The organism is Chitinophaga polysaccharea, from assembly GCF_902150045.1.
Taxonomy (GTDB): Bacteria; Bacteroidota; Bacteroidia; order Chitinophagales; family Chitinophagaceae; genus Chitinophaga; species Chitinophaga polysaccharea_A.
Window position 1 is genome coordinate 2,169,690 of sequence record NZ_CABFVU010000001.1, and the last position, 19,875, is coordinate 2,189,564.

General features: G+C 41.4%; 20 protein-coding genes and 4 tRNA genes. 15 read left to right on the forward strand and 9 right to left on the reverse strand.

The features are described from left to right. Positions 1 to 81: 81 nt before the first annotated feature. Complete coding sequence (locus tag FN124_RS08740) at positions 82 to 1,929, forward strand: ABC transporter ATP-binding protein (protein ID WP_260607371.1); 1,848 nt, start codon at positions 82 to 84, stop codon at positions 1,927 to 1,929. Between the two features lie 149 nt (positions 1,930 to 2,078). Here the strand turns inward: FN124_RS08740 and FN124_RS08745 are convergent, their stop codons facing one another. Together FN124_RS08745 and FN124_RS08750 are read right to left on the reverse strand one after the other, a co-directional pair. Further along, positions 2,079 to 2,450, reverse strand: coding sequence for a hypothetical protein (locus FN124_RS08745; RefSeq protein WP_142684361.1), 372 nt, complete (start codon positions 2,448 to 2,450; stop codon positions 2,079 to 2,081). Then, on the reverse strand, positions 2,440 to 2,925 hold the full coding sequence (locus tag FN124_RS08750; protein WP_142684362.1) for a sigma factor-like helix-turn-helix DNA-binding protein: 486 nt from the start codon (positions 2,923 to 2,925) through the stop codon (positions 2,440 to 2,442). Before FN124_RS08750 ends, FN124_RS08745 begins: the two co-directional genes overlap by 11 nt. Before the next feature lie 151 nt (positions 2,926 to 3,076). On the opposite strand from FN124_RS08750, the gene FN124_RS08755 reads away from it, so the two are divergent. The 6 genes from FN124_RS08755 (at position 3,077) to FN124_RS08780 (ending at position 10,943) form a co-directional block, all read left to right on the forward strand. Then, on the forward strand, positions 3,077 to 3,493 hold the full coding sequence (locus FN124_RS08755) for a very short patch repair endonuclease (RefSeq protein ID WP_142684363.1): 417 nt from the start codon (positions 3,077 to 3,079) through the stop codon (positions 3,491 to 3,493). A gap of 57 nt (positions 3,494 to 3,550) precedes the next feature. Then, positions 3,551 to 4,831, forward strand: a complete 1,281-nt coding sequence (dcm, locus tag FN124_RS08760; RefSeq protein ID WP_142684364.1) for a DNA (cytosine-5-)-methyltransferase — start codon at positions 3,551 to 3,553, stop codon at positions 4,829 to 4,831. Positions 4,832 to 4,835: 4 nt separating this feature from the next. Further along, positions 4,836 to 6,089 (forward strand): type II restriction endonuclease, encoded by a 1,254-nt coding sequence (locus FN124_RS08765; protein WP_142684365.1) that lies wholly within the window; start codon positions 4,836 to 4,838, stop codon positions 6,087 to 6,089. Between the two features lie 346 nt (positions 6,090 to 6,435). Further along, on the forward strand, positions 6,436 to 9,207 hold the full coding sequence (locus tag FN124_RS08770; protein ID WP_142684366.1) for an EcoRII N-terminal effector-binding domain-containing protein: 2,772 nt from the start codon (positions 6,436 to 6,438) through the stop codon (positions 9,205 to 9,207). 2 nt (positions 9,208 to 9,209) lie between these two features. Beyond that, complete coding sequence (locus tag FN124_RS08775; RefSeq protein WP_142684367.1) at positions 9,210 to 9,959, forward strand: hypothetical protein; 750 nt, start codon at positions 9,210 to 9,212, stop codon at positions 9,957 to 9,959. Between the two features lie 9 nt (positions 9,960 to 9,968). Continuing rightward, entirely contained in the window at positions 9,969 to 10,943 is a 975-nt protein-coding gene (locus FN124_RS08780; protein WP_142684368.1) for a ComEC/Rec2 family competence protein, read from the forward strand. Between the two features lie 115 nt (positions 10,944 to 11,058). On the opposite strand, the gene FN124_RS08785 is transcribed toward FN124_RS08780, so the two are convergent. Both FN124_RS08785 and FN124_RS08790 read right to left on the reverse strand, forming a co-directional pair. Further along, positions 11,059 to 11,787 carry a hypothetical protein gene (locus FN124_RS08785; RefSeq protein ID WP_142684369.1) on the reverse strand — a complete coding sequence of 243 codons (729 nt, stop codon included), beginning with the start codon at positions 11,785 to 11,787 and terminating at the stop codon, positions 11,059 to 11,061. Positions 11,788 to 11,795: 8 nt separating this feature from the next. After that, positions 11,796 to 12,008 carry a helix-turn-helix transcriptional regulator gene (locus FN124_RS08790; protein WP_142684370.1) on the reverse strand — a complete coding sequence of 71 codons (213 nt, stop codon included), beginning with the start codon at positions 12,006 to 12,008 and terminating at the stop codon, positions 11,796 to 11,798. Between the two features lie 157 nt (positions 12,009 to 12,165). Between FN124_RS08790 and FN124_RS08795 the strand changes: the two genes are divergently transcribed. After that, on the forward strand, positions 12,166 to 12,462 hold the full coding sequence (locus FN124_RS08795; protein WP_142684371.1) for a hypothetical protein: 297 nt from the start codon (positions 12,166 to 12,168) through the stop codon (positions 12,460 to 12,462). Positions 12,463 to 12,667: 205 nt separating this feature from the next. Here FN124_RS08795 and FN124_RS08800 read toward each other — a convergent pair whose 3' ends face one another. From FN124_RS08800 to FN124_RS08810, 3 genes are all read right to left on the reverse strand, one after another. After that, the gene (locus tag FN124_RS08800; protein WP_142684372.1) at positions 12,668 to 12,943 is read right to left on the reverse strand and encodes a hypothetical protein; all 276 of its coding nucleotides are present in this window, start codon (positions 12,941 to 12,943) and stop codon (positions 12,668 to 12,670) included. 137 nt (positions 12,944 to 13,080) lie between these two features. After that, positions 13,081 to 13,383, reverse strand: coding sequence for a winged helix-turn-helix domain-containing protein (locus FN124_RS08805; RefSeq protein ID WP_142684373.1), 303 nt, complete (start codon positions 13,381 to 13,383; stop codon positions 13,081 to 13,083). Then, positions 13,368 to 13,763: a response regulator transcription factor gene (locus tag FN124_RS08810; RefSeq protein WP_142684374.1), complete on the reverse strand. Its 396-nt coding sequence runs from the start codon at positions 13,761 to 13,763 to the stop codon at positions 13,368 to 13,370. Before FN124_RS08810 ends, FN124_RS08805 begins: the two co-directional genes overlap by 16 nt. 890 nt (positions 13,764 to 14,653) lie before the next feature. On the opposite strand from FN124_RS08810, the gene FN124_RS08815 reads away from it, so the two are divergent. From FN124_RS08815 to FN124_RS08845, 6 genes are all read left to right on the forward strand, one after another. Further along, positions 14,654 to 14,714: transfer RNA gene (locus tag FN124_RS08815), tRNA-OTHER, on the forward strand. An 8-nt stretch (positions 14,715 to 14,722) separates the two neighbouring features. Further along, positions 14,723 to 14,794 (forward strand) — tRNA-Gln (locus FN124_RS08820). Positions 14,795 to 14,906: 112 nt separating this feature from the next. Further along, positions 14,907 to 14,995 (forward strand) — tRNA-Tyr (locus FN124_RS08830). Positions 14,996 to 15,002: 7 nt separating this feature from the next. Continuing rightward, positions 15,003 to 15,077: transfer RNA gene (locus FN124_RS08835), tRNA-Phe, on the forward strand. Between the two features lie 496 nt (positions 15,078 to 15,573). Then, complete coding sequence (locus FN124_RS08840; RefSeq protein ID WP_142684375.1) at positions 15,574 to 16,668, forward strand: slipin family protein; 1,095 nt, start codon at positions 15,574 to 15,576, stop codon at positions 16,666 to 16,668. Between the two features lie 81 nt (positions 16,669 to 16,749). After that, on the forward strand, positions 16,750 to 16,959 hold the full coding sequence (locus FN124_RS08845; RefSeq protein ID WP_142684376.1) for a YwbE family protein: 210 nt from the start codon (positions 16,750 to 16,752) through the stop codon (positions 16,957 to 16,959). Here the strand turns inward: FN124_RS08845 and pth2 are convergent. Together pth2 and FN124_RS08855 are read right to left on the reverse strand one after the other, a co-directional pair. Beyond that, positions 16,956 to 17,351: an aminoacyl-tRNA hydrolase gene (gene pth2, locus FN124_RS08850; RefSeq protein ID WP_185937135.1), complete on the reverse strand. Its 396-nt coding sequence runs from the start codon at positions 17,349 to 17,351 to the stop codon at positions 16,956 to 16,958. The genes FN124_RS08845 and pth2 overlap by 4 nt on opposite strands. A gap of 39 nt (positions 17,352 to 17,390) precedes the next feature. Continuing rightward, positions 17,391 to 17,846: a hypothetical protein gene (locus FN124_RS08855; RefSeq protein ID WP_142684377.1), complete on the reverse strand. Its 456-nt coding sequence runs from the start codon at positions 17,844 to 17,846 to the stop codon at positions 17,391 to 17,393. A gap of 188 nt (positions 17,847 to 18,034) precedes the next feature. On the opposite strand from FN124_RS08855, the gene recD reads away from it, so the two are divergent. After that, positions 18,035 to 19,840: an exodeoxyribonuclease V subunit alpha gene (gene recD / locus FN124_RS08860; RefSeq protein ID WP_260607372.1), complete on the forward strand. Its 1,806-nt coding sequence runs from the start codon at positions 18,035 to 18,037 to the stop codon at positions 19,838 to 19,840. The last annotated feature ends 35 nt before the right edge of the window (positions 19,841 to 19,875 follow it).

Below are 19,875 nucleotides of genomic sequence, written 5' to 3' on the forward strand. Positions count from 1 at the left end.
CACATGAAAATCAAAAATAACAAAATCCTTTTACACAATACACCTATGTGCTCATGAAGGCAATTTTCGTAAATTACCTTCATGAGCGCAATGGCAAATCCCCGGAAAAAACGTTCGGGCAAAGATGAAAAATTAACCTTCAAAGAGCGGCTGGCCGCTCTTCGTAATTTACCGGCATTTTTCCGGATGGTATGGCAAACCAGCCCGGGGCTGGCCATAGCCAATACAGTGCTGAGAGTAGCCCAGGCTACCATGCCGTTATCATTATTGTATGTGGGCAAGCTGATCATTGACCAGGTAGTACATCTCGCCAAAGATCCGGGGCACTCTACTACGTGGTTGTGGCAACTGGTAGCGATGGAATTGGGCCTGGCAATAATATCTGATGCACTGAGTCGCGCTATTTCACTGTTGGATGGACTTTTGGGCGATCTGTTTGCCAACCACACCTCCGTAAAAATTATGGAACATGCTGCCCAACTAGACCTCGACCAGTTTGAAGATGCAGAATTCTATGATAAACTGGAACGCGCCCGGCAGCAAACCAGTGGCAGAACGGTGTTGCTGGCACAGGTGCTGAGCCAGGTGCAGGATATTATTACGATTGTTTTTCTTGCAGCAGGGCTAGTGTTATTCAACCCATGGCTTATATTATTACTGCTGCTGGCAGTGATCCCGGCCTTCCTGAATGAGTCGCACTTCAACGACCTGTATTACAAACTGGCCTGGGGCCAAACATCCGACAGGCGTGAACTGGATTATATCCGCTATCTCGGCGCCAGTGATGAAACCGCAAAAGAAGTGAAAGTGTTTGATCTTTCCAATTTCCTGGTAGACCGTTTTAAGTTCATCTCCAATAAATTTTATACTGATAAAAAAGCGCTGCAGATCCGGGACTCCATCTGGGGTACCGTTTTCGCTATAGTAGGTGCAGCCGGATATTATGCCGCTTATGTGATCATTATCCTGCAAACGATCCACGGGCATCTAAGTATCGGCGACCTGGCTTTTCTTGCGGGATCTTTCCGGCAGTTACGCACTACCTTCCAGGGCATCCTTATCCGGTTTTCCAGCGTTACACAGGGCGCTCTTTACCTGCGCGATTTGTTTGAGTTTTTTGAGATACAGCCTAAAATGGTTCCCGTACCTCATCCGCGGGCATTTCCACGACCTATTCAACAGGGATTTACTTTCGAGGATGTGGGTTTTAAATATCTTAATTCCGATAAATGGGCCATCAGGCATCTTAGCTTCACGCTTCATCCCGGTGAAAAATTAGCGCTGGTAGGGGAGAATGGCGCTGGTAAAACCACGCTTGTGAAACTATTGTCACGCCTCTACGATCCGGTAGAAGGCCATATTCTGCTCGATGGCATTGATCTCCGGGAATACGATCTGAAGGAATTGCGTACGCAGGTAGGCGTTATATTCCAGGACTACCAGCGTTACCAGATGACGGTTTCGCAAAACATTGCCGTAGGCAACATTACCCAAAGCAATAACCTCCCGATGATTGAAGATGCCGCCAGGCAAAGTCTTGCCTCCCCGCTTATAGAGAAAATGCCGCTCGGCTACGACCAGATGCTGGGCCGGCGCTTTAACCAGGGCATAGAGCTTTCCGGTGGCGAGTGGCAGAAGATAGCCCTGGCAAGGGCCTACATGAAAGATGCCCAATTGCTGATACTGGACGAGCCCACTTCTGCCCTGGATGCGCGGGCAGAATACAATGTATTTCTCCGTTTCGCGGATCTTACCCGCGATAAGACCGCAGTATTGATATCGCACCGGTTTTCTACAGTACGCATGGCTAACCGTATCCTGGTACTGGAACGTGGTGCCCTTATTGAAATAGGGAGCCACGAAGAACTGCTTGCCCGCAAAGGGCGGTATGCCGAATTATTTGAGCTGCAGGCGGCCGGATATAAATAAGTAAATATGGGGCGCGGAGCTTCGCTTAAACGATCTCCGGCCTTCATCAGGTAACCAAATAAAAAAGGGTGTATCTAATTTTGATACACCCTTCTATAAAACCTATGGCGGAAAGAAGAGGTAATCCCTCTTTCCTTATCTGACGCGGCTCAGCGGCTGATACCCCTATTATCTGTTTTTTTATCTGCCGGCGGTGCCTCGCGGAGATAGCACCATTTTAAGGTAATGGCCAGCAGTAACATGATCAACGTAGCAACAACACCCACCCAGGGAACCTGTTTCTTTTCCTTACGTGCAGCTTCAATCTTTTTCCAGGCCCGCTGCGGATGGAACCTGCTTATCTGTCGCAATTCTTCTTTTAAGGTAGCTTCCTTTGTCAGCTCCGCAAATAACAACCGGTTCTCTTCGCTGGCAGCTATCCATGCCTCTAACTCCTCACTCTCTTCAGTTGAAAGCGTGTTTTCCCAGTACTTTACTATTAGCCGGGCTCCGTATTGATATGACTCAAGATCATTCTGCAATGGAAAGAAAAAAATTTAATACGAGAAAAGTTTCCGGTTTTAATCGCCAATGTAATAATTCCAATGCACGCATTTTTTGTGTTTTCACCCAGCTTAGCGGCATTGCCATTTCTGCTGCGATCTCTTCGTTCTTCAGCTCTTCCACATAACTCAGCTTGAAAACTTTACTACAGCCTTCCGGCAGCGCAGCGATAGCCCGGTTTATTTCCCCGCCTACCTCTGCCTTTATAACGGCTGTTTTAACAGCTGCAGTATGTTGGTTGCAGGCATTCAGCACTTCTTTGTACAGGTAAGTTTTAATTGCGGGAAAATCGTCATCTTCCTGCTCATAATTTACGAACACTTTTTGAACGATATCCTCCGCCATGGCGGGATTGGCAATTAAAAGAGTGGCAAACCGGCAAAGGCGCACGTATAGCAGGTCAAATACTGACTTAAGTTGGAGGTGAGATTGTTTTGGACGGTGCGTGGACATTATGGTAAAAATAGGGAGAAAAGAGGGGATTAGCAAAGGGGGGAGACATTTATAAACAATTAATTGGCTGTCAACTTCGTAATTAATTCTATACTTTATTATTTAGTTATAGTAATTTTATTTGCATTTAAATGTCGCAAACGTCAATCTGATGACAGATGTCCACAATAAGGCAACCCGCAGTTATAATATGAGCCAGATAAAGGGGAAAGACACAAAACCCGAGATACTGGTTCGTAAATATCTCCATTCAAAAGGATTTCGTTATAGATTACATGTAAAAACCCTCCCAGGTAAGCCAGACCTTGTTCTTACTAAATATAGAACAGCAATTTTTATCAATGGTTGTTTCTGGCACGGGCATAGTAATTGCAGATACTTTGTAGTCCCTAAAACTAGGACTAATTGGTGGTTAGAAAAGATTAACAAAAACATAGACAATGATAATAATGCTATTGCAGCTCTACATCAACAGGGATGGAAAGTAATCATCATCTGGGAATGTGAACTAAAAAAAACGAAAATGGCAAACCTCTTTGAGCAATTAATTGAAAAAATAAAAAACTAATTTTTTTAGTAAAGAAAATTATTGTTAATTGCGTCAAAATGTCAAAAACAGACCCAGATGAGTGAATTCGCAGAATTATTAGAAGGTTCAGGATTATCCTGCAAGGATGCCGCAGAGAAATATGCGGTAAGCCTCAGGACGGTTTATAGATGGCAAAAAGGATCATCATCCCCTAATCCATTAATTATCAGAGACTTAAAAGAGATAGTAAGGGCTGCCAATATGGTTGCTCCCCCTCCCGTTCAAAATCCATTTACATTTATTGACCTCTTTGCTGGAATCGGCGGCTTTCGAAAAGCTTTTGAATCTATAAATGGCACATGCCTCTTTACAAGTGAGTGGGATAAATCATGCCGGATCACTTATCAGGCAAACTATGCCTGTGACCATCCTGTTGTCGGTGATATCCGCGAATATACAAATAGCCCGGAAGCCTTAGACAGAATTCCGAGGCATGATTTTTTGGTTGGTGGTTTTCCGTGTCAACCATTTTCTCTTGCTGGTGTTTCTAAGAAAAACTCTCTTGGACGTGCACACGGATTCAAGGATAAAACGCAAGGAACACTGTTTTTTGATTTGGCGCAGATCATAGAGCATCATAGACCTGCTGGCTTTTTACTTGAAAACGTAAAGAATCTAAAAAGTCATGACAAAGGAAGAACATTTGATATAATATGCAAAACGCTCACGGAGGAATTGGGCTATAAAATTGATTATAGAGTTATAGACGGAAAAAGCTGGGTGCCTCAACACAGAGAGCGGGTTTTTATAGCTGGTTTTCGCGAAGATGTAGGCTTTAAATTCGATGACTTTCTTATTCCATCTACTACTGATGGGCCAAAACTTGGTTCCATATTGCATAAACCTGGAGAAATGTCAGAAGACTCATCCCCATATACCATAGGAGATGGCATCGTAGCCGAAAAGTATACTCTATCTGAAAAACTATGGTCATACCTAAAGGGATACAAAGAAAAACACACCGCTAAAGGAAATGGTTTTGGATTCAGTGTTTTTGGCCCAACTGATGTCACCCGTACTCTTTCTGCCAGATATCATAAGGACGGATCAGAAATACTTATCCATCAAAATGGTATGAGGCCCAGGAGATTAACTCCAAGGGAATGTGCAAGACTAATGGGGTTTGATTTACCGAATGAATCGAATTTTAAAATTCCTGTTTCTGATACTCAAGCTTATCGCCAATTTGGTAATTCTGTCGTTGTACCGGCAGCAAAAGCCATAGCCGAATTTATAAGACCCTATCTCCTTCGTGTAATGCGTGCCAATGATCCACAAATGTTGATTCCATTCGATCATCCGGAAACAGTAATTTAAATTCATGAGAATCGGTCATCTATCTCAGTATTTTGAAATCGTTGTTGCTAAAACACTTCGGTCAGTAGAAGTGATCCAGTCAAAATCCACGCAACATGAATATAACGGTACAAAGGAACTAAAAAGACTTATCCGAACAACTGAGGATAGAAAATTTAGTTGTCGCTATATATGGCTAGGAGAAGAAAATGAAAGCCTTGCAGCAGACGGGGAGGTAAAATGGTATAACGCTAGAATAAATAAGCCCAATAGAAGCCCCGAATACAGGTTATACTTTAAAAACAATGAAGTTACCCAAAAAGCAAAGGAAGGAGATATTATGTTTGTTGCACGTAAAACAAACGACACCCTCTTAATAATTATAAGCCCCCCCACAAGTACAGCTGTGAATCAATTATACTGGCTCTTTAATTTAACTCCCCCTGAAGGAAATCTTTTTACCTTATCGGATATTTATTCATCTAAAGACAGATCCATTGATTTTTCTGCAAGATTTATTTTAGAGGAGATAGGCGTGGAGATTGAGGAGCCAGAAGAAGAAATAATTAATAGGTTAGTAGCAAAATTTTCGGGCAATTTACCTTCAACCACTGAATTTTCACATTATGCACGTCAAACATTACCTATAGCAGTCAATCTTAGAGAAGATCCAGATCATGCACTATTGCAATTCATGAACTGGGAAGAAAAGCTATTTAAGTGCATAGAGAAAAATAACATAGCAGATCGCTTGCGGCTAGGATTCATGGTTGAAGGCCAGGCCCCAGATGTAGAAGGTTTTATAAACTATTCATTAAGCATACAAAATCGTAGAAAAGCGCGGGCTGGAAGTGCATTTGAAGAACACATAAAGTATATTTTCGACACTCTTAATATTTCCTTTTCCAGAGGTAAAAGAACCGAAAATAAGTCAAAACCAGACTTTCTTTTCCCAGATGTAAGGTATTATCACACCCCTGCATATCCATCAGAATTATTGACCATGCTAGGCGCAAAAACATCTCTCAAAGATAGATGGAGGCAAGTTCTATCCGAAGCAGCAAGAATTTCACATAAACATCTTCTGACATTAGAACCTGGAATCAGCGAAGACCAAACTGCAGAAATGCGCTCCCGGAATCTCCAACTAGTTGTTCCATACGAAATTCACCAAACATTCACCGATACCCAGCGTAGCGAGCTTTTAACCTTAAAAGATTTCGTGAATCTGATTTTAAGAAAACAAATTATGAGTTCTGAATTGGGATATACATTATAATTAAAAAGTAATTTACTCCGATTGGTCATACATTAATAAGCACACCCCAAAAAATTAGTACCTAGAATCTTACTAATCCGAATCTCATACGCTAGAAAACTTGAAAAATGATGGCAACGCCTAAGATTATTTTAGTTATGAGTCTCAAAGAGGCATTTGGACGTGCGGGATGTTTACCTTTTGTCTAAAAGAAAGAAATTTTATTTTTATTAGACCCTATATTCATGATATTAAGCTTTATACATGAACATTTGCGTAAGAGGTAAAATAAATGTTTTGAAAACATGCTCTGCTTTTTTTAATATATAAATCTTATTTTCGGATTCTATAACTATAACTTCGAATTATGACCGAACTGCAGGGTGCCATAGCTGCTGTAAACTCAGGTATACTGAGCTTCTGTAAATTTGTTTCTTCAAATGACGCCGGGACGACAGGTGGGCATCAGGCAGGATTATATATTCCCCGTAATTCTATACCATTACTTTTCAACAAGCCCGGAGTAAAAGGACAACAGTTAGAGAAATGGGTAGATATTACCTGGTGGAATGGAGATACCAAAGCGTGCCGTTTTATTTATTATGGTCGTAAAACGCGTAACGAATACAGGATTACAAACCTCGGCAGAACCTTTAATGAAGACGATCTAGTAATCATCGTAAAACTGGAAGAAACAAAATATGCTGGATTTTGTCTTACAAACCCCGACGACAAACAATATTTCCTTCAAACTTTCGGACTTAGCAGAAAAGATACAAATAATCTGTTGCCAAGTAATCAGACTGATTCACCTTTTAGCAAAACTGAAAATCTACTAACACCCCTTGGAAACGAGAGTTATTTAGTCCCTGATACTGTGGAAGATACGGATATAGACGCTCTCATTCCAACAGGGTACCAAGAGAAAATCATTAGTTTCAGGCCCAAAGCCCATATCCTTATTTTACTGGGAGAAGAGCTCATAAAAAATCCGGTCATGGCAATTTATGAACTAATAAAAAATGGATATGATGCTGATGCAAAATCTGTAGAAGTAAATTTCAAAAATATAGAAAATCTTGAGGAAGCCACAATCATTGTAAAAGATACAGGCACCGGTATTACTGAAGAAGTGCTGGAAAACGTCTGGTTCGAGCCTGGCAGTGATTTTCGAAAACCAATTAGCGAAGAAGGAATAAGAGTTATAAAAAGAAGTCCCCTTTTTAAACGGATTCCAATGGGAGAAAAGGGTGTTGGCCGGTTTGCAGTACATAAGCTAGGGAACAAGATCAGAATGTACTCAAGGCCAGCAATAATTCATACAGATAATAATGAAAATATTATCAGTAAAGAGTTACTTGATTATGAGCTTATTGTTGATATTGATTGGAGAAGGTTTTCTCAAAGCAGATATCTTGAAGATGTTAATATAACTTGGTATAAAAACCGAAACAAAGAAAATTTCAGGTTTAAAAACGACTCAGGAACATATATAGAGATAAGCGATCTAAAAGAAGAGTGGACGAGAGGGATGGCCAGACAACTTAAGCGGAACACAATCTCTATGTTGTCTCCTAAAAATGATCCTAGCAAGTTCAAAATTGATCTCAACTTTAATAATAACTGGCTGGATCATTTCCCCGAAACGGAACAGATTCTGCAATCAGCCCCCTATAAGTTGGCCGTACTGATAGACGAAAACTATAAAATGACCTTTGAGTACAGTTTTCTATTAAAGAATAATCCACAGATTGGCAATAGAGATATTAATGAACAAACAACAGATTCAATAGATAAAGCAAAATATGAAAGAAATATCAAGCAGGAGCTAAAGCCATTTTTTGAAAGCTCCTTCAGGGATAAGGGCTATGAGCCAAATTTACTTAAGGAAATGATCGAAAAATACTTATCTCATCCAATGCCTTATGGTAATCTGATGCTTGAAATATACTCGTTTGATCTTGACGCGGAATCTCTCAGAGATACAACTGACTCAGCAAGATTAGTGAGAGAGTTATTGAAGGATCATGCCGGTATAAAGGTTTTTAAAGGAGACTTGCGTGTATATGATTATGGAGATCCTGGTAATGACTGGCTGGGACTCGATTTGAAACGCATACAGAACAAGGAGTGGTTTTCTAATAATCAAAATATTGGATATATTTATATGGATCCGGCTACTTCTGGGGCGTTAATTGAAAAAACTAATAGAGAGGGATTTATTGAAAATGATGCTTATAATCACTTTAGAGTTATATTAGATTTTATTCTTACTCAATTTAGTGCTGAACGGCAATCCGATCGCCAAAAATGGTTAAGATTTAATAAATCGGGCCCCCAGGAATCCTTTGAGTCACGTATATCTGCGTTAAAGAGTTTAATACTAAAATTGGAATTACAGCAGATACAAAAACAAGAGCTAATAACTGAAACGGAAAAAGTAGAAGAAAGATATGAACAAGACCGAAATAACTTGTTAATACCAGCCGGTGTGGGAATGACAGCATCATTTGCCATGCATGAAATTGAAAAGCTCGTACCGAGAATGCAAGAGAGCATTCGCGAAATGCCCGTGGACATAAAAAAAATGCGTGGACAAATGGACGAACTCAATGATTATGTTCAAGGAATCCTATCTGTGCTGAAAAAAGGAGGCAATAAAGAGATATCACTTCGTGAAGTGATTAATCAGGCAATAAAAAATTATACTACAAGATTAAGTGATCATAAAATTGCTGTAGAAGCTAATATTAGTGACAATGCAGATAAAATAATTGCGGATAAACGAGTATTGATTACTATAATAATGAATCTTTTAGATAATAGTCTGTATTGGTTAGGGACTGTATACAGGCAGCAAAGCGGTATTTACATATCAACCGCTCGGGAAGGGAACATTACTTCAGTTCTTGTGGTTGATAATGGCCCTGGGTTTAAAGATAAAACAGAAGATGTTGTATTACCCTTTTTCTCAAGAAAAAAGGATGGCATAGGGATAGGCTTATATTTGATAGATACAATTATGATTCAGTTTGGGAAACTAAATATCATTCATGATAAAGAAATATTAAGAACAAGAGGAGTTCCCGAAATGTATGATGGCGCTGCAGTGGAATTAATATTCAATAAAAAAGTATAAATATGCGACCAGTACTTGGACCACAGATTATCTTAATTGACGATATTAAAAAAGAGGCCGAGCCTCTTAAAGAATTTTTCACAGAACGGAATATCGGGACGAGATTTTTTGAAGTTGATTACGTGGAACCTGCATATCCAGATACTCCAATAACCACGACAGAACTTGTATTTTTGGACCTATTTTATAACACTGGTTTTGGGGCAGAATTTGATGTACATGCCTGTATACAATGGATTACAAAAATTGTTCCGGCTGGTCAGAAATATTTCCTGGTGATATGGTCGAAAGATAAAAGCTATACAGATGAGCTACTCCAAAAAATGAGAGAAATGGAATCTCCAATGCCATATCAAGTGGAAGCAAGATCAAAACCAGACTACAGATTATCGGGTGAAAATAAATATGATATCGATCGATTACTTAATGAACTTGGATTGTTAAATAAACAAGAGGAAGAAACAATTGTACAGGAATTTCATGGGCGAATCATTGCAGTAGAGGAAGATTGTGTACTTATCAACTGTCTTATTCATAAAGAAACATCTACATTTGAAGTTCGCCGATTCGATCTTAAACTTCTGGAAAATTTCAAATACCAAAAAGGGAGCTTTTTAACAATCAGAATAGAAACGAAATCCGGAAGCAGAACTATCGACTTTTTCCATGATGATATAGACAGATCAGATCTATTTATTAAACCAGATGATTTTGAGGACCTTGACGATGTTTCTTTCCTGATTGATAATTAATTACTGATAATGAAAATAACATTCAAGGATGTAGGACAAGGAGACTCAATTATACTGGAATGGACACATAATGGGGTAGCAAAGATTGGTATCGTGGACTGTAGTAAAAAAGGAAAAAATAATCCTGTGCTTACACATCTTAAACAGAAGAGTTACAAAGAAATTGAATTTATTGTCTTAACTCACCCCCATCGTGATCACTATTCCGGTTTGCTTGAGCTTCTCGAGTATGTAGAATGCAAAAATATAACTGTACATCGCGTTGCCCATACAATGCTTTTTGAAGGTGGGAAAAAATTTTGGAAGTATTTCGAAACTGATAGACGCGATACTCTTCTATTACGGAAAATAGTAGATAAATGGGCACGTTTAAAGCGTTCGGGCCTTATTAAAAGAATGGACGGGTTGATAGATGACAAAACCTTAGAATTAGAAGAACATATTCATCTCAGATGCCTCGCTCCATCGCATGATGATATACAAGAATATATGAGGCTTGTTAAGCTTGAACCGGATATTAATAGCAAAGAGGCTAGTCAGGCAGCCAATCTCCTCTCTGCGATATTCCGTTTGAATATAAATAATTGTTATGTGCTTCTTACTTCTGACGCGGAAATTTTTGCATTGCAAGGAATTGTTCACCGAAGTGTCGCGCAGCTTTCCGGCAAGAGATTCGTTGTATGTCAGCTTCCGCATCATGGATCGATAAAAAATCACCATAGATATTTCTGGGATTTAATAGAAAAAACTGATGGGCGCAATGCTGTGATCTCCGCAGGAAAACACCGGCATTATAACCACCCATCATATGAAGTCGTGGTTCATTTTCATCTAGAAGGCTATCAGGTGCATTGTACAAACATAATTAATGGAATGGAGCAATTTATACTTGAACAACGATCTATATCTAGAATGTTTGATACATTTAGTGAAATAGCAGAAGACTATATGAAGTCTAATGATCAGGTCTTTATATTATCCTGACAAACTAACATTTTACCTTATGATTATTCAAATAAATAAACCAGCAATTTCATTTCATGACCAAATACAGCTTAGTCTTTTAGCATTATAATATTTATAAAATATAGTGACTCAATTAAGGAAACACCCCAACATGCTCCATCACCAAACTATACAACCCGTTAATGATCATTGTTTTCGCAGCATTAAACACTGCCTGGTGTCTACCAAACTCCGCATCATCCGCTACCTTATTGGATATCTCCGACGCCTGCCATCCTTTACACTGCTGGTAAATTTCGTCGCTACGCCTTTTTGCCTCGCGCAGGTGATTTGCTACAAACTCCAATCCGGGCAATGTTTCCAGCTGGATGGTGACTATACCGGAGTAGAAGTAAATAGCGCTGGCAAAACCTTCCCAATCTTCATAGTTTAAAAATTCATACATTACCAATAAGCAATACACAGGTGGAGGTAAATATGCCAGTTCTTCCAAAGGCAACCAGAATTCTCTTTGGATACCGGATGAAGATTCAACGCTTTGCACAATCAGCGTTAACGCATCTTCTTTATTATTCTTCGATCTTTGCAAGATACGTTCAGATAAAGTGAAACGTTCTGTGTTAATACTGGCAATAGTTTGGGGAATATCGTAGTGATGTATTGCTAAATACTTCCTGGCCGTATCTGCGGATACGGCCATTTTTTGAATGATAGTTTCAATTACTGCAGCCTCAAATATAAGCCGGGCCTCATCAACATCCCCATTAGTTTGATTAAGCAGCTGGATACCCTGGCGGATACCGATTGGAATTTGCTGGCGGAGCAGGTGAAGCTGCTCTTTATATGGCAATGGGTTTGACAAATAACGGGTTATTTAGTTTTTCTTAGTACCAGTAAATCTCTTGCTTCTACATCTAAGGCCTGCGCAATTTTAAACAATGTTTCTATGGTTGGTTGCATCTGATTCGTACACCACTTTGATACAGTATTTCTATTCATTTCCAAAGTTTCCGCCAGCCAATTATTTGTTCTGCCTTTTTCAGCGAGCACTGCTTTTATTCTATTGAATACTTGATCTGCCATAACTGCTTTATAAGCATATTTTTCAACAATATAAGCATAAGCAAAATCATTATAGCATCATTAAAATCACACAAATAAGCACATTATCATTACTTAAAAGGATTAAAATCACATTTATTATCATAATTTTACTATCTTAGAGCACAATAAAAATCTATTGTTATACAAACCTCACCGTCATTATTTCATTACACACATTTTATCCGAACAGGAGTCTGTGGATCCTATGCTGGCCATTAGCCGCTTCTGCGAACTATTTCCACCTGCTGCAGCGAGGCAAACGCTTTGGTTGTGGTTATCTGAAACACTGGCTGCGGAGGATACCCAATACGAAGATGCCCTGCACCGGGCCGATCTGCTTTTGCTTTACAATGAACTGCTAAAATTATTGGACGCCAATTACCTGTTAAGTTTAGAAAAGCCTGTAAATAAGGCGTTAATCATACCGCTTTGATTCCACTTCAAATGAGTAGCATTGACCCCAAAGCAGGTTGTATAGGGGTATGCAGCAGGCTTGCAAACATCGGATCGGGACGGATGAGAAGATTCGAATGCGGGGTCAATGCTTATTTATCCAGATAAAATACAGTGCAAAAATGCTATAAAAAAAGCCCGGCATCCATGCCAGGCCAGCTTCATAAACCCATTTTCTTCAGCGGTTACACAATCTTATACCATGGCAACCCATCACTGCCTTTTGGGTGGTGAATGGAAGGCCTGATACTCGTGTCATTAATTTCAAACCAGTGAAATGAGCTCCGCCCCTGCGGATGATGGATAGTGGGATAGAGCTTATCTTCTCTCACCTCATACCAGGGCAGGGGAGCAGATCCACCGGGATGGTGGACAGTGGCAAAAACATTATTATCCCTTATTTCATATTCGGCTGATGAACGCACACCATCCGGATGATGCAATGTTCTAAGGAGTTTCATGACTATTAGTTTTGTAGTAGATAAATATGGTTAACGGTTATACTTTGGGTTTACTAAACAGGAAACGAATATAATAAAATATCCCATTAGGATAACAAGGTATTGGAATAAATAATATAGGGATAAACAGAGGATTCCTACGTTACGGGCACAATCAGTTTATATCCCTTACCACGTACATTATGTATCCTTGAACCGAAGTGATCCTTGATAATTCGCCTGATCCTGGATATGTATACATACAATTTGTTTATATCGTGATTATCTTTCCCGAAAACATTATCCATAATAGCTTCTCTACTGATTAATTTATTTGCATTATCATAAAGGCACTTGTACACTTTCTTAACTTCCGGCGCAACTTTCCTGGGTCTGCCATGAGAGGCATAAAACTCATTAGCTTCGGGATCATAATAGGACGTCTTTATAATTCTTTCCATAAAGCGTAATTATTGATATGAATTAAAGAAGCTTGTAATTTTCCTGTCAACTCACGCAGGTTGAAGGTTTTAGGGAAATAACCATTTGCACCTCCTCTCCCGAACACTTCTGCAGACACCATCGCAATATCTTCTCCCGACAGGTAAAATATGGGAATCTGTTTGTCCAGAGTGCGAATACGCTCTCCAAGATCAATTCCATTCAGCCCTGGCATCATAATATCCAACAAACATGAATGAAATCTCATTCCGTTAAAAAGCTGCCATGCCTGCTCCCCGTCAAAGACACTATACACTTCAAAACCCTGTTGCTGAAGTATCTTTTTTACAATGCCCGAAAACAGGACATCGTCCTCAGCATGTAGGATACGATTTTTCATAGTTATATTTACTTGGGTGATAAATCAAAGTTTTACAAACTGATATCGGCATTATCGTATATGCCTCACATTTATATCGAAACTCTTGCTTCAAGGCAAAAATGGGACTCATAAATTTCATTTTCAGATCTCAAAGGAAATGACTATTCATCATTAAAATGGAAGTCTTAACGGAAAATTTTAATTCTAAAAATCAAAATGAGCTTTAAGTCTAAAAATTTCAAATCCTTTACCAATAAGAGTAATAAAGGAAACTTTTTGTTAATCCGACGTTAACAAACATTTGATAAAGTTAGCATTCCGAAATATTTATTATAAGCGCACTATTTGTATTTGATTAACAATTGGTATTGTTTTATGCCAGTAAATAACACGACTAAACGAATTTCTTTCTCTTGTAAATATCTATCTAACCATCTGTTTCTCCCTCTTCCACACCTATCCAGAAAAAATTTTTTGAAAAATATTTGGAGATATTAAAAAAATATCCCCACCTTTGCATTAACAAAAAACAACAAACATGCACCGCTCAATTTTTAACATACATTCAAAACACCAGTTTAGCCTGACACCAGGTTATACCAGTGGCGGGGCATGTTATGCTGAAGAATAAGTTGAGATAAACGAATTCGATATAACACAGACCCCGCAAGAGATTGCGGGGATTTTTATTTGCACTTAAAACTGAAAATACGCATGCAAATGCATACACATAAAATACAATTTAACAGCCATCATAGCAAACCATTGCTATTGGTTAACTATGGCTGCCAATTTATTCATCAACGACACCGGCGTCGGCGAACATGAGTAACGCTTATGTATATACGTAGAAACCGGTCGTACTGAACGCCCGGTTTTTTTATGCCTGCACAGCAACAGGCAAATCCGGTCCGGTAGCTCAATGGTCAGAGCACTTGCCGGCTATTGGTTCAAATCCAATCCGGACCACTCAAAACAGCTCTGTGGCGCAATGTTAGCGCGTCTGCATTTGGAGCAGAAAGTTATTGGTTCGAGTCCAGTCAGGGTTACTAAAATATGGTGCTTGTAGTTCAATGGCAGAATATCCGGCTGTGAACCGGAAGATCAGGGTTCGAACCCCGCCTGCACCCATCATAATCCCAAAAACACCTAAACCCCAAAGTGAGTACGGCGAAGCGGGAGTGTCGCAATGGTCTGTAAAACCATCGCCCCTAAAGGCTTAGCAGGTTCGAATCCCGCTACTCACACCAACAAACAGGATGAATAGCTCCAATGGTAGAGCAGCGGTTTGAAGCACCGCCCGTGCAGGTTCGACCCCTGCTTCATCCACCAGGCAGATGAAAAGCATTTGCTGAAAAGCTTCCTCATCAGGAAGACAGGAACAACTGCCGTTTCCAGCAACCCAGGCTGGAGTATCACCATACTCCGCAGTGCAGTCGTAATAACGAATTGTATGCTGTTGCTGCAAAAACAGGGTTCCTGCACACATAGTCTGTGGGTAAAAGGTTCGAACCCTTTCCGTTCTTGAAAAACGGTAGCTCATCTGGTAGAGCAATAGACAATCTCATAGGGAGATTAAAATCAGAAGGACTGAAAATCCTTTAACAAAAACAAACAAAGCCAGGGCTTACTGCCCCGCCACTTCATCAAAAGGATGATACCCGGCAGGAGGGAAAACACCCCGCAAACAGGGAATACATCAGTTCCTTACCATCACTTGGCACTTCCGCCCTGAGTGATGCGTAATCACTGAGCTGCACCTGTTTCCGTGTTCGCCATCCAGACAGCAGCGCTGGCTTTATTATCAACACCCCAAAAATTGAAGAAAATGAAAAGAGTAACCATCAACACCTACGAAAGAGGTTTGGTATTCAGGAACGGCGTATACCAGCGGATGCTGCAGGTAGGCCGCCACTGGCTGATCAACGAAGATGTGACCATCTACGATATCAACAAACCATTCATTGCACCGGTTGAGCTGAACATTCTCCTGCAGGATGCAGATGTGATGAACGCATTGCAGGTTGTGGAAGTAAAAGAAACCGAAATCGTGCTGCACTATGAAAATGGCTTGCTGAAGCAGGTATTGACTACCGGCCGTTATACGTTCTGGAAAAATATCATCGACAACAAGTTTGTTCGTGCCGATATCTCTAAAATAGCGATCACTGAAAATATAGACCGGTCTACCTTGTGCCACCGGCTGGTAGCGCCTTACGTAAGATCCTTCAGCGTGGAAAACTACGAACAGGCCATCATGCTGGTAGATGGTAAGTATGCCATGACCCTGTACACCGGTGTTTACTTCTGGTGGAAGAATAATATCACCATCACCATTAGTAAAGTAGATACCCGCCAGCTGCAGGTGGAAGTGAACGGCCAGGAAATCCTGACCAAAGACAAAGCGGCATTGCGGGTGAACGCATGGGCACAATACCGTGTAACCGATATCAACAAGGCCGTTTTGCAAAACAAGGAATACGAGCGGCAGTTATATGTATTGTTCCAGCTGGCTTTGAGGGAATATATCGCAGCCCTGAACTTCGATGAATTACTGGAAAAGAAAGATACCCTGGCGCCTGCCATCCTGAAGGCCGTCACCGCAAAAGCGGAAGCTCTCGGTACTAGCGTAACCGGCTTCGGTATCCGGGATATTATCCTGCCAGGCGATATAAAGGACATCATGAACCAGGTACTGGTGGCCGAAAAGAAGGCACAAGCCAATATCATCATGCGCCGGGAAGAAACCGCCAGCACCAGGAGCCTGCTGAATACCGCTAAGTTGATGGAAGACAACCCGATGCTCTTTAAGCTGAAGGAAATGGAGTATGTGGAAAAGATCGCGGAGAAGATCAGCAACATCAGTGTAAGCGGAAACGGTATGCTGATAGATCAGCTGCGCCAGATTTTTATCTCTAAATAAAAGAGGTGGATCAATTGATCCGCCTCTTTTATTTATGCAGAAATAATCATCTTCCCTTAAAAAATATTTAGCTTTGCACTTATGAACGGACAATACAGAAAAGATATTTACCCTGGCCTGGAAGTGGCCATCATCCTGAAAAAAGACCAGCGCAGCGGTAAAAAAACATATGGCATCGTAAAGGATCTGCTCACCTCTGCTGCCTATCATTCCCGCGGTATTAAAGTACGGCTGGAAGACGGACAGGTAGGCAGGGTAGTGGAAACCGATGTGGTAGGCAACGAAGATTAAAGCAGCTTCAGATCTTTTGTGATCCGGTCTATCTCCTCGTTTAAATTAGGCCCAATGGCACAGCAGGTTTTGGTGGGCACGCCACCAAATTCAGTTAACCCTGAATCTGTGATCAGCGTAGCATTCAGCCCATCTTCCACCGCCTGCCGGTATACCCGCTCCAGGTCTTCTTCAGAATCTACCGACAAACAGATCTTCGTAAATCCCTTTGTCATCCACTCCGATACCTCTTCCGGGTTCCTGATATTGGTTTGCAATGTATGCCCACTAATGGTGGCATGCCTCGTCAGAAAGGCTATCGAAGCATGCGCGCCCTGTGCGATCATTTTTCCCTTGCGCATATTCAGATCCTTGCGCATCACTATTACCTGCTTAATTATCCTGGAAGACATTTCTCACGGTTTAAGCAGCTAATTTACGAAAACGCGCCGTTACAGGATTATATACCCGAAGTTGATCCGTATACTCGGCTGTACCACATCGGCGTACTCTTTGGGGAAAAAAGTAAGACCAAAGCGGCCTTCAAAACTGAAGCGACGCCCCCAGCTACGCTGCATTCCCCAGGCCGGCGTGATAAATACGCTGCCAGTGGAGTATTTGGTAGATGTAAGGGGTTCGCCAATGTACCCGCCTGTGAGGCTGAAAAAATTACCGGCATTGTTATCTATCCTTTTGTTTTTTTCAGCACGGCGGGCAATACCATAATACTGTCTGAACTCCGCCGAAAAAACCGGATAAGCCGCAAACTCCCAGTCTTCTCCAAAATAGCTGCTGTTGGAATATGAAAGGCCCATTTCAACTCCTGCCTCCAGGTTAAGCGTTGAATATTTTAACAGCCGCAATTCGTAATTTGCATTCACTCCCAACAGGGATAAATTTGCTTTCAATTGGCCAGGTTTTCTCCAGAATTCTTCCTGGGCGCTGGCATGTAAACAAACAACTAAAAAAACAGTGCAAAGGGTTAGCAATTTACTAAGCATAAAACAGAATATAGGTTTACAATGCCTGCAATATATAGCGTTTCAGCAGAAGCAGAAAAAGTTGTACTTTAATCTTTTCAAGTGATAAGGTAAGAATGCGAAACATAGCCACACTCAATGATGTTCATCAACAATTCGCCGAGTATTTTGATATACCGGCGCTAAAGCCTTATGCTTACCTGTTATCCAAAAAAGGAAGTGAAGGACATATTTGCATTCATCTCGATAAAATAGTAGAAGAAAAAAATAATCTCCCTGAATCTTATCAAAAAATAGAAACAAGTAATCAAGCCCTGGAAAATATCCCGTTGGTAGGTACACAAGGCAACGATAAACAACCTTTTGTGATTTATCAGAATAGATTGTACCTGCAACGCTATTTCCGGTATGAAACAGATTTCCTCCGGCGCATCAGGCAATTCCTGGTAAAAGAGAAAACACAGCTGCCTGAAAGAATTGCCCTGCTGCAACAACAGCAACCGCTCATCAGTAAACTGTTTGCCGGCAATAATAACGATCCCACCGATTGGCAGCTGGCCGCCGCCATTAGCGGCGTACTGAATAATTTCACCATCATCACGGGTGGCCCGGGTACCGGTAAAACCACCACCGTGGCTAAAATACTGGCTATCCTTTTTGCCACCAACCCGGCACTGAAAGTAGCCCTGGCGGCGCCTACCGGTAAGGCCGCTGCCCGTATGGCGGAAAGCCTGCGTAATACCGCCATCGATGTGGATGCGCATATCACCGAAAAATTCCGCACGCTGCAACCGGCTACTATTCATCGTTTGCTCAAGCCCATCAGCGGCAGCCCCTATTTCAGGCATAATAAAGATAACCCGCTCAACTACGACGTGGTGATCGTGGATGAGTGCTCCATGATTGATGTGGCCCTGTTTGCCAAATTGCTGGATGCCATACACCCGGATACCCGGCTCATTTTGCTGGGCGATAAAGACCAGCTGGCCTCCGTAGAAGCGGGAAGTCTTTTTGGTGACCTCTGCCAGGCACAGGAACACCTGAACCGTTTTACAGATAGCCGCCGGCAACTGATCAATAATTTTATTTCGGAAGAAAGCCGGCAGATCCCTGCATCCGCAACACAGAACGACGACCATCACCCTTTGTTCCAACACCTCGTGGAATTGAGATACAGTCATCGTTTCACCGGGGATAAGGGCATCGGTAAATTCAGCAAGGCTATCATCAGCAATAATGTTCCGGTGATCAGTTCTTTTTTTCCGCCTTCGGCAGATGAACAGGTGATCATTGACCCTGAAGCTTCGGAACAGTTGTTTGAAGGCTTTATTGCCGGCTACGCCGGTTTTATTATAGAAAAAGATATTGCCACTGCGCTGAAACTCCTGAATGCGCAACGTGTGCTCACTGCCGTAAGGGAAGGCCCGCAAGGATTGCATACTGTAAATAAGAAAATAGAAAAATATTTATTCGATAAAAAACTGATCACCGCCAATACGGAATTCTATGAAAACCGGCCGGTGATCCTTACCCGTAATTATTATGAACATGGCTTGTTCAATGGCGATACCGGCATCATCCGTGCAGATGAAAACGGGGTGCTCATGGCCTGGTTCGAAGACAGTACCGGCGCATTAAAAGCCGTGCTGCCCGGCTACTTAACCCAGGCGGAAACCGCCTTCGCCATGACCATCCATAAAAGCCAGGGCTCTGAATTCGGGGAAGTGCTGGTACTGTTGCCGGATACTACCGATGTACCCATTCTCACCAGGGAACTGCTGTACACCGCGGTAAGCCGCGCAAAAAACAAAGTGTATGTACAGGGAACGCCGGAAGTAATACTTATGGCGGCAGAACGCTTCGTGGAAAGGGCTTCGGGCATTGCCTCGAGGTTCAGGGAAGCGGAGGCAACGGCAAATTAAATCACCTGCTTCGGGAATGGCGGAGTGCAAAAGGA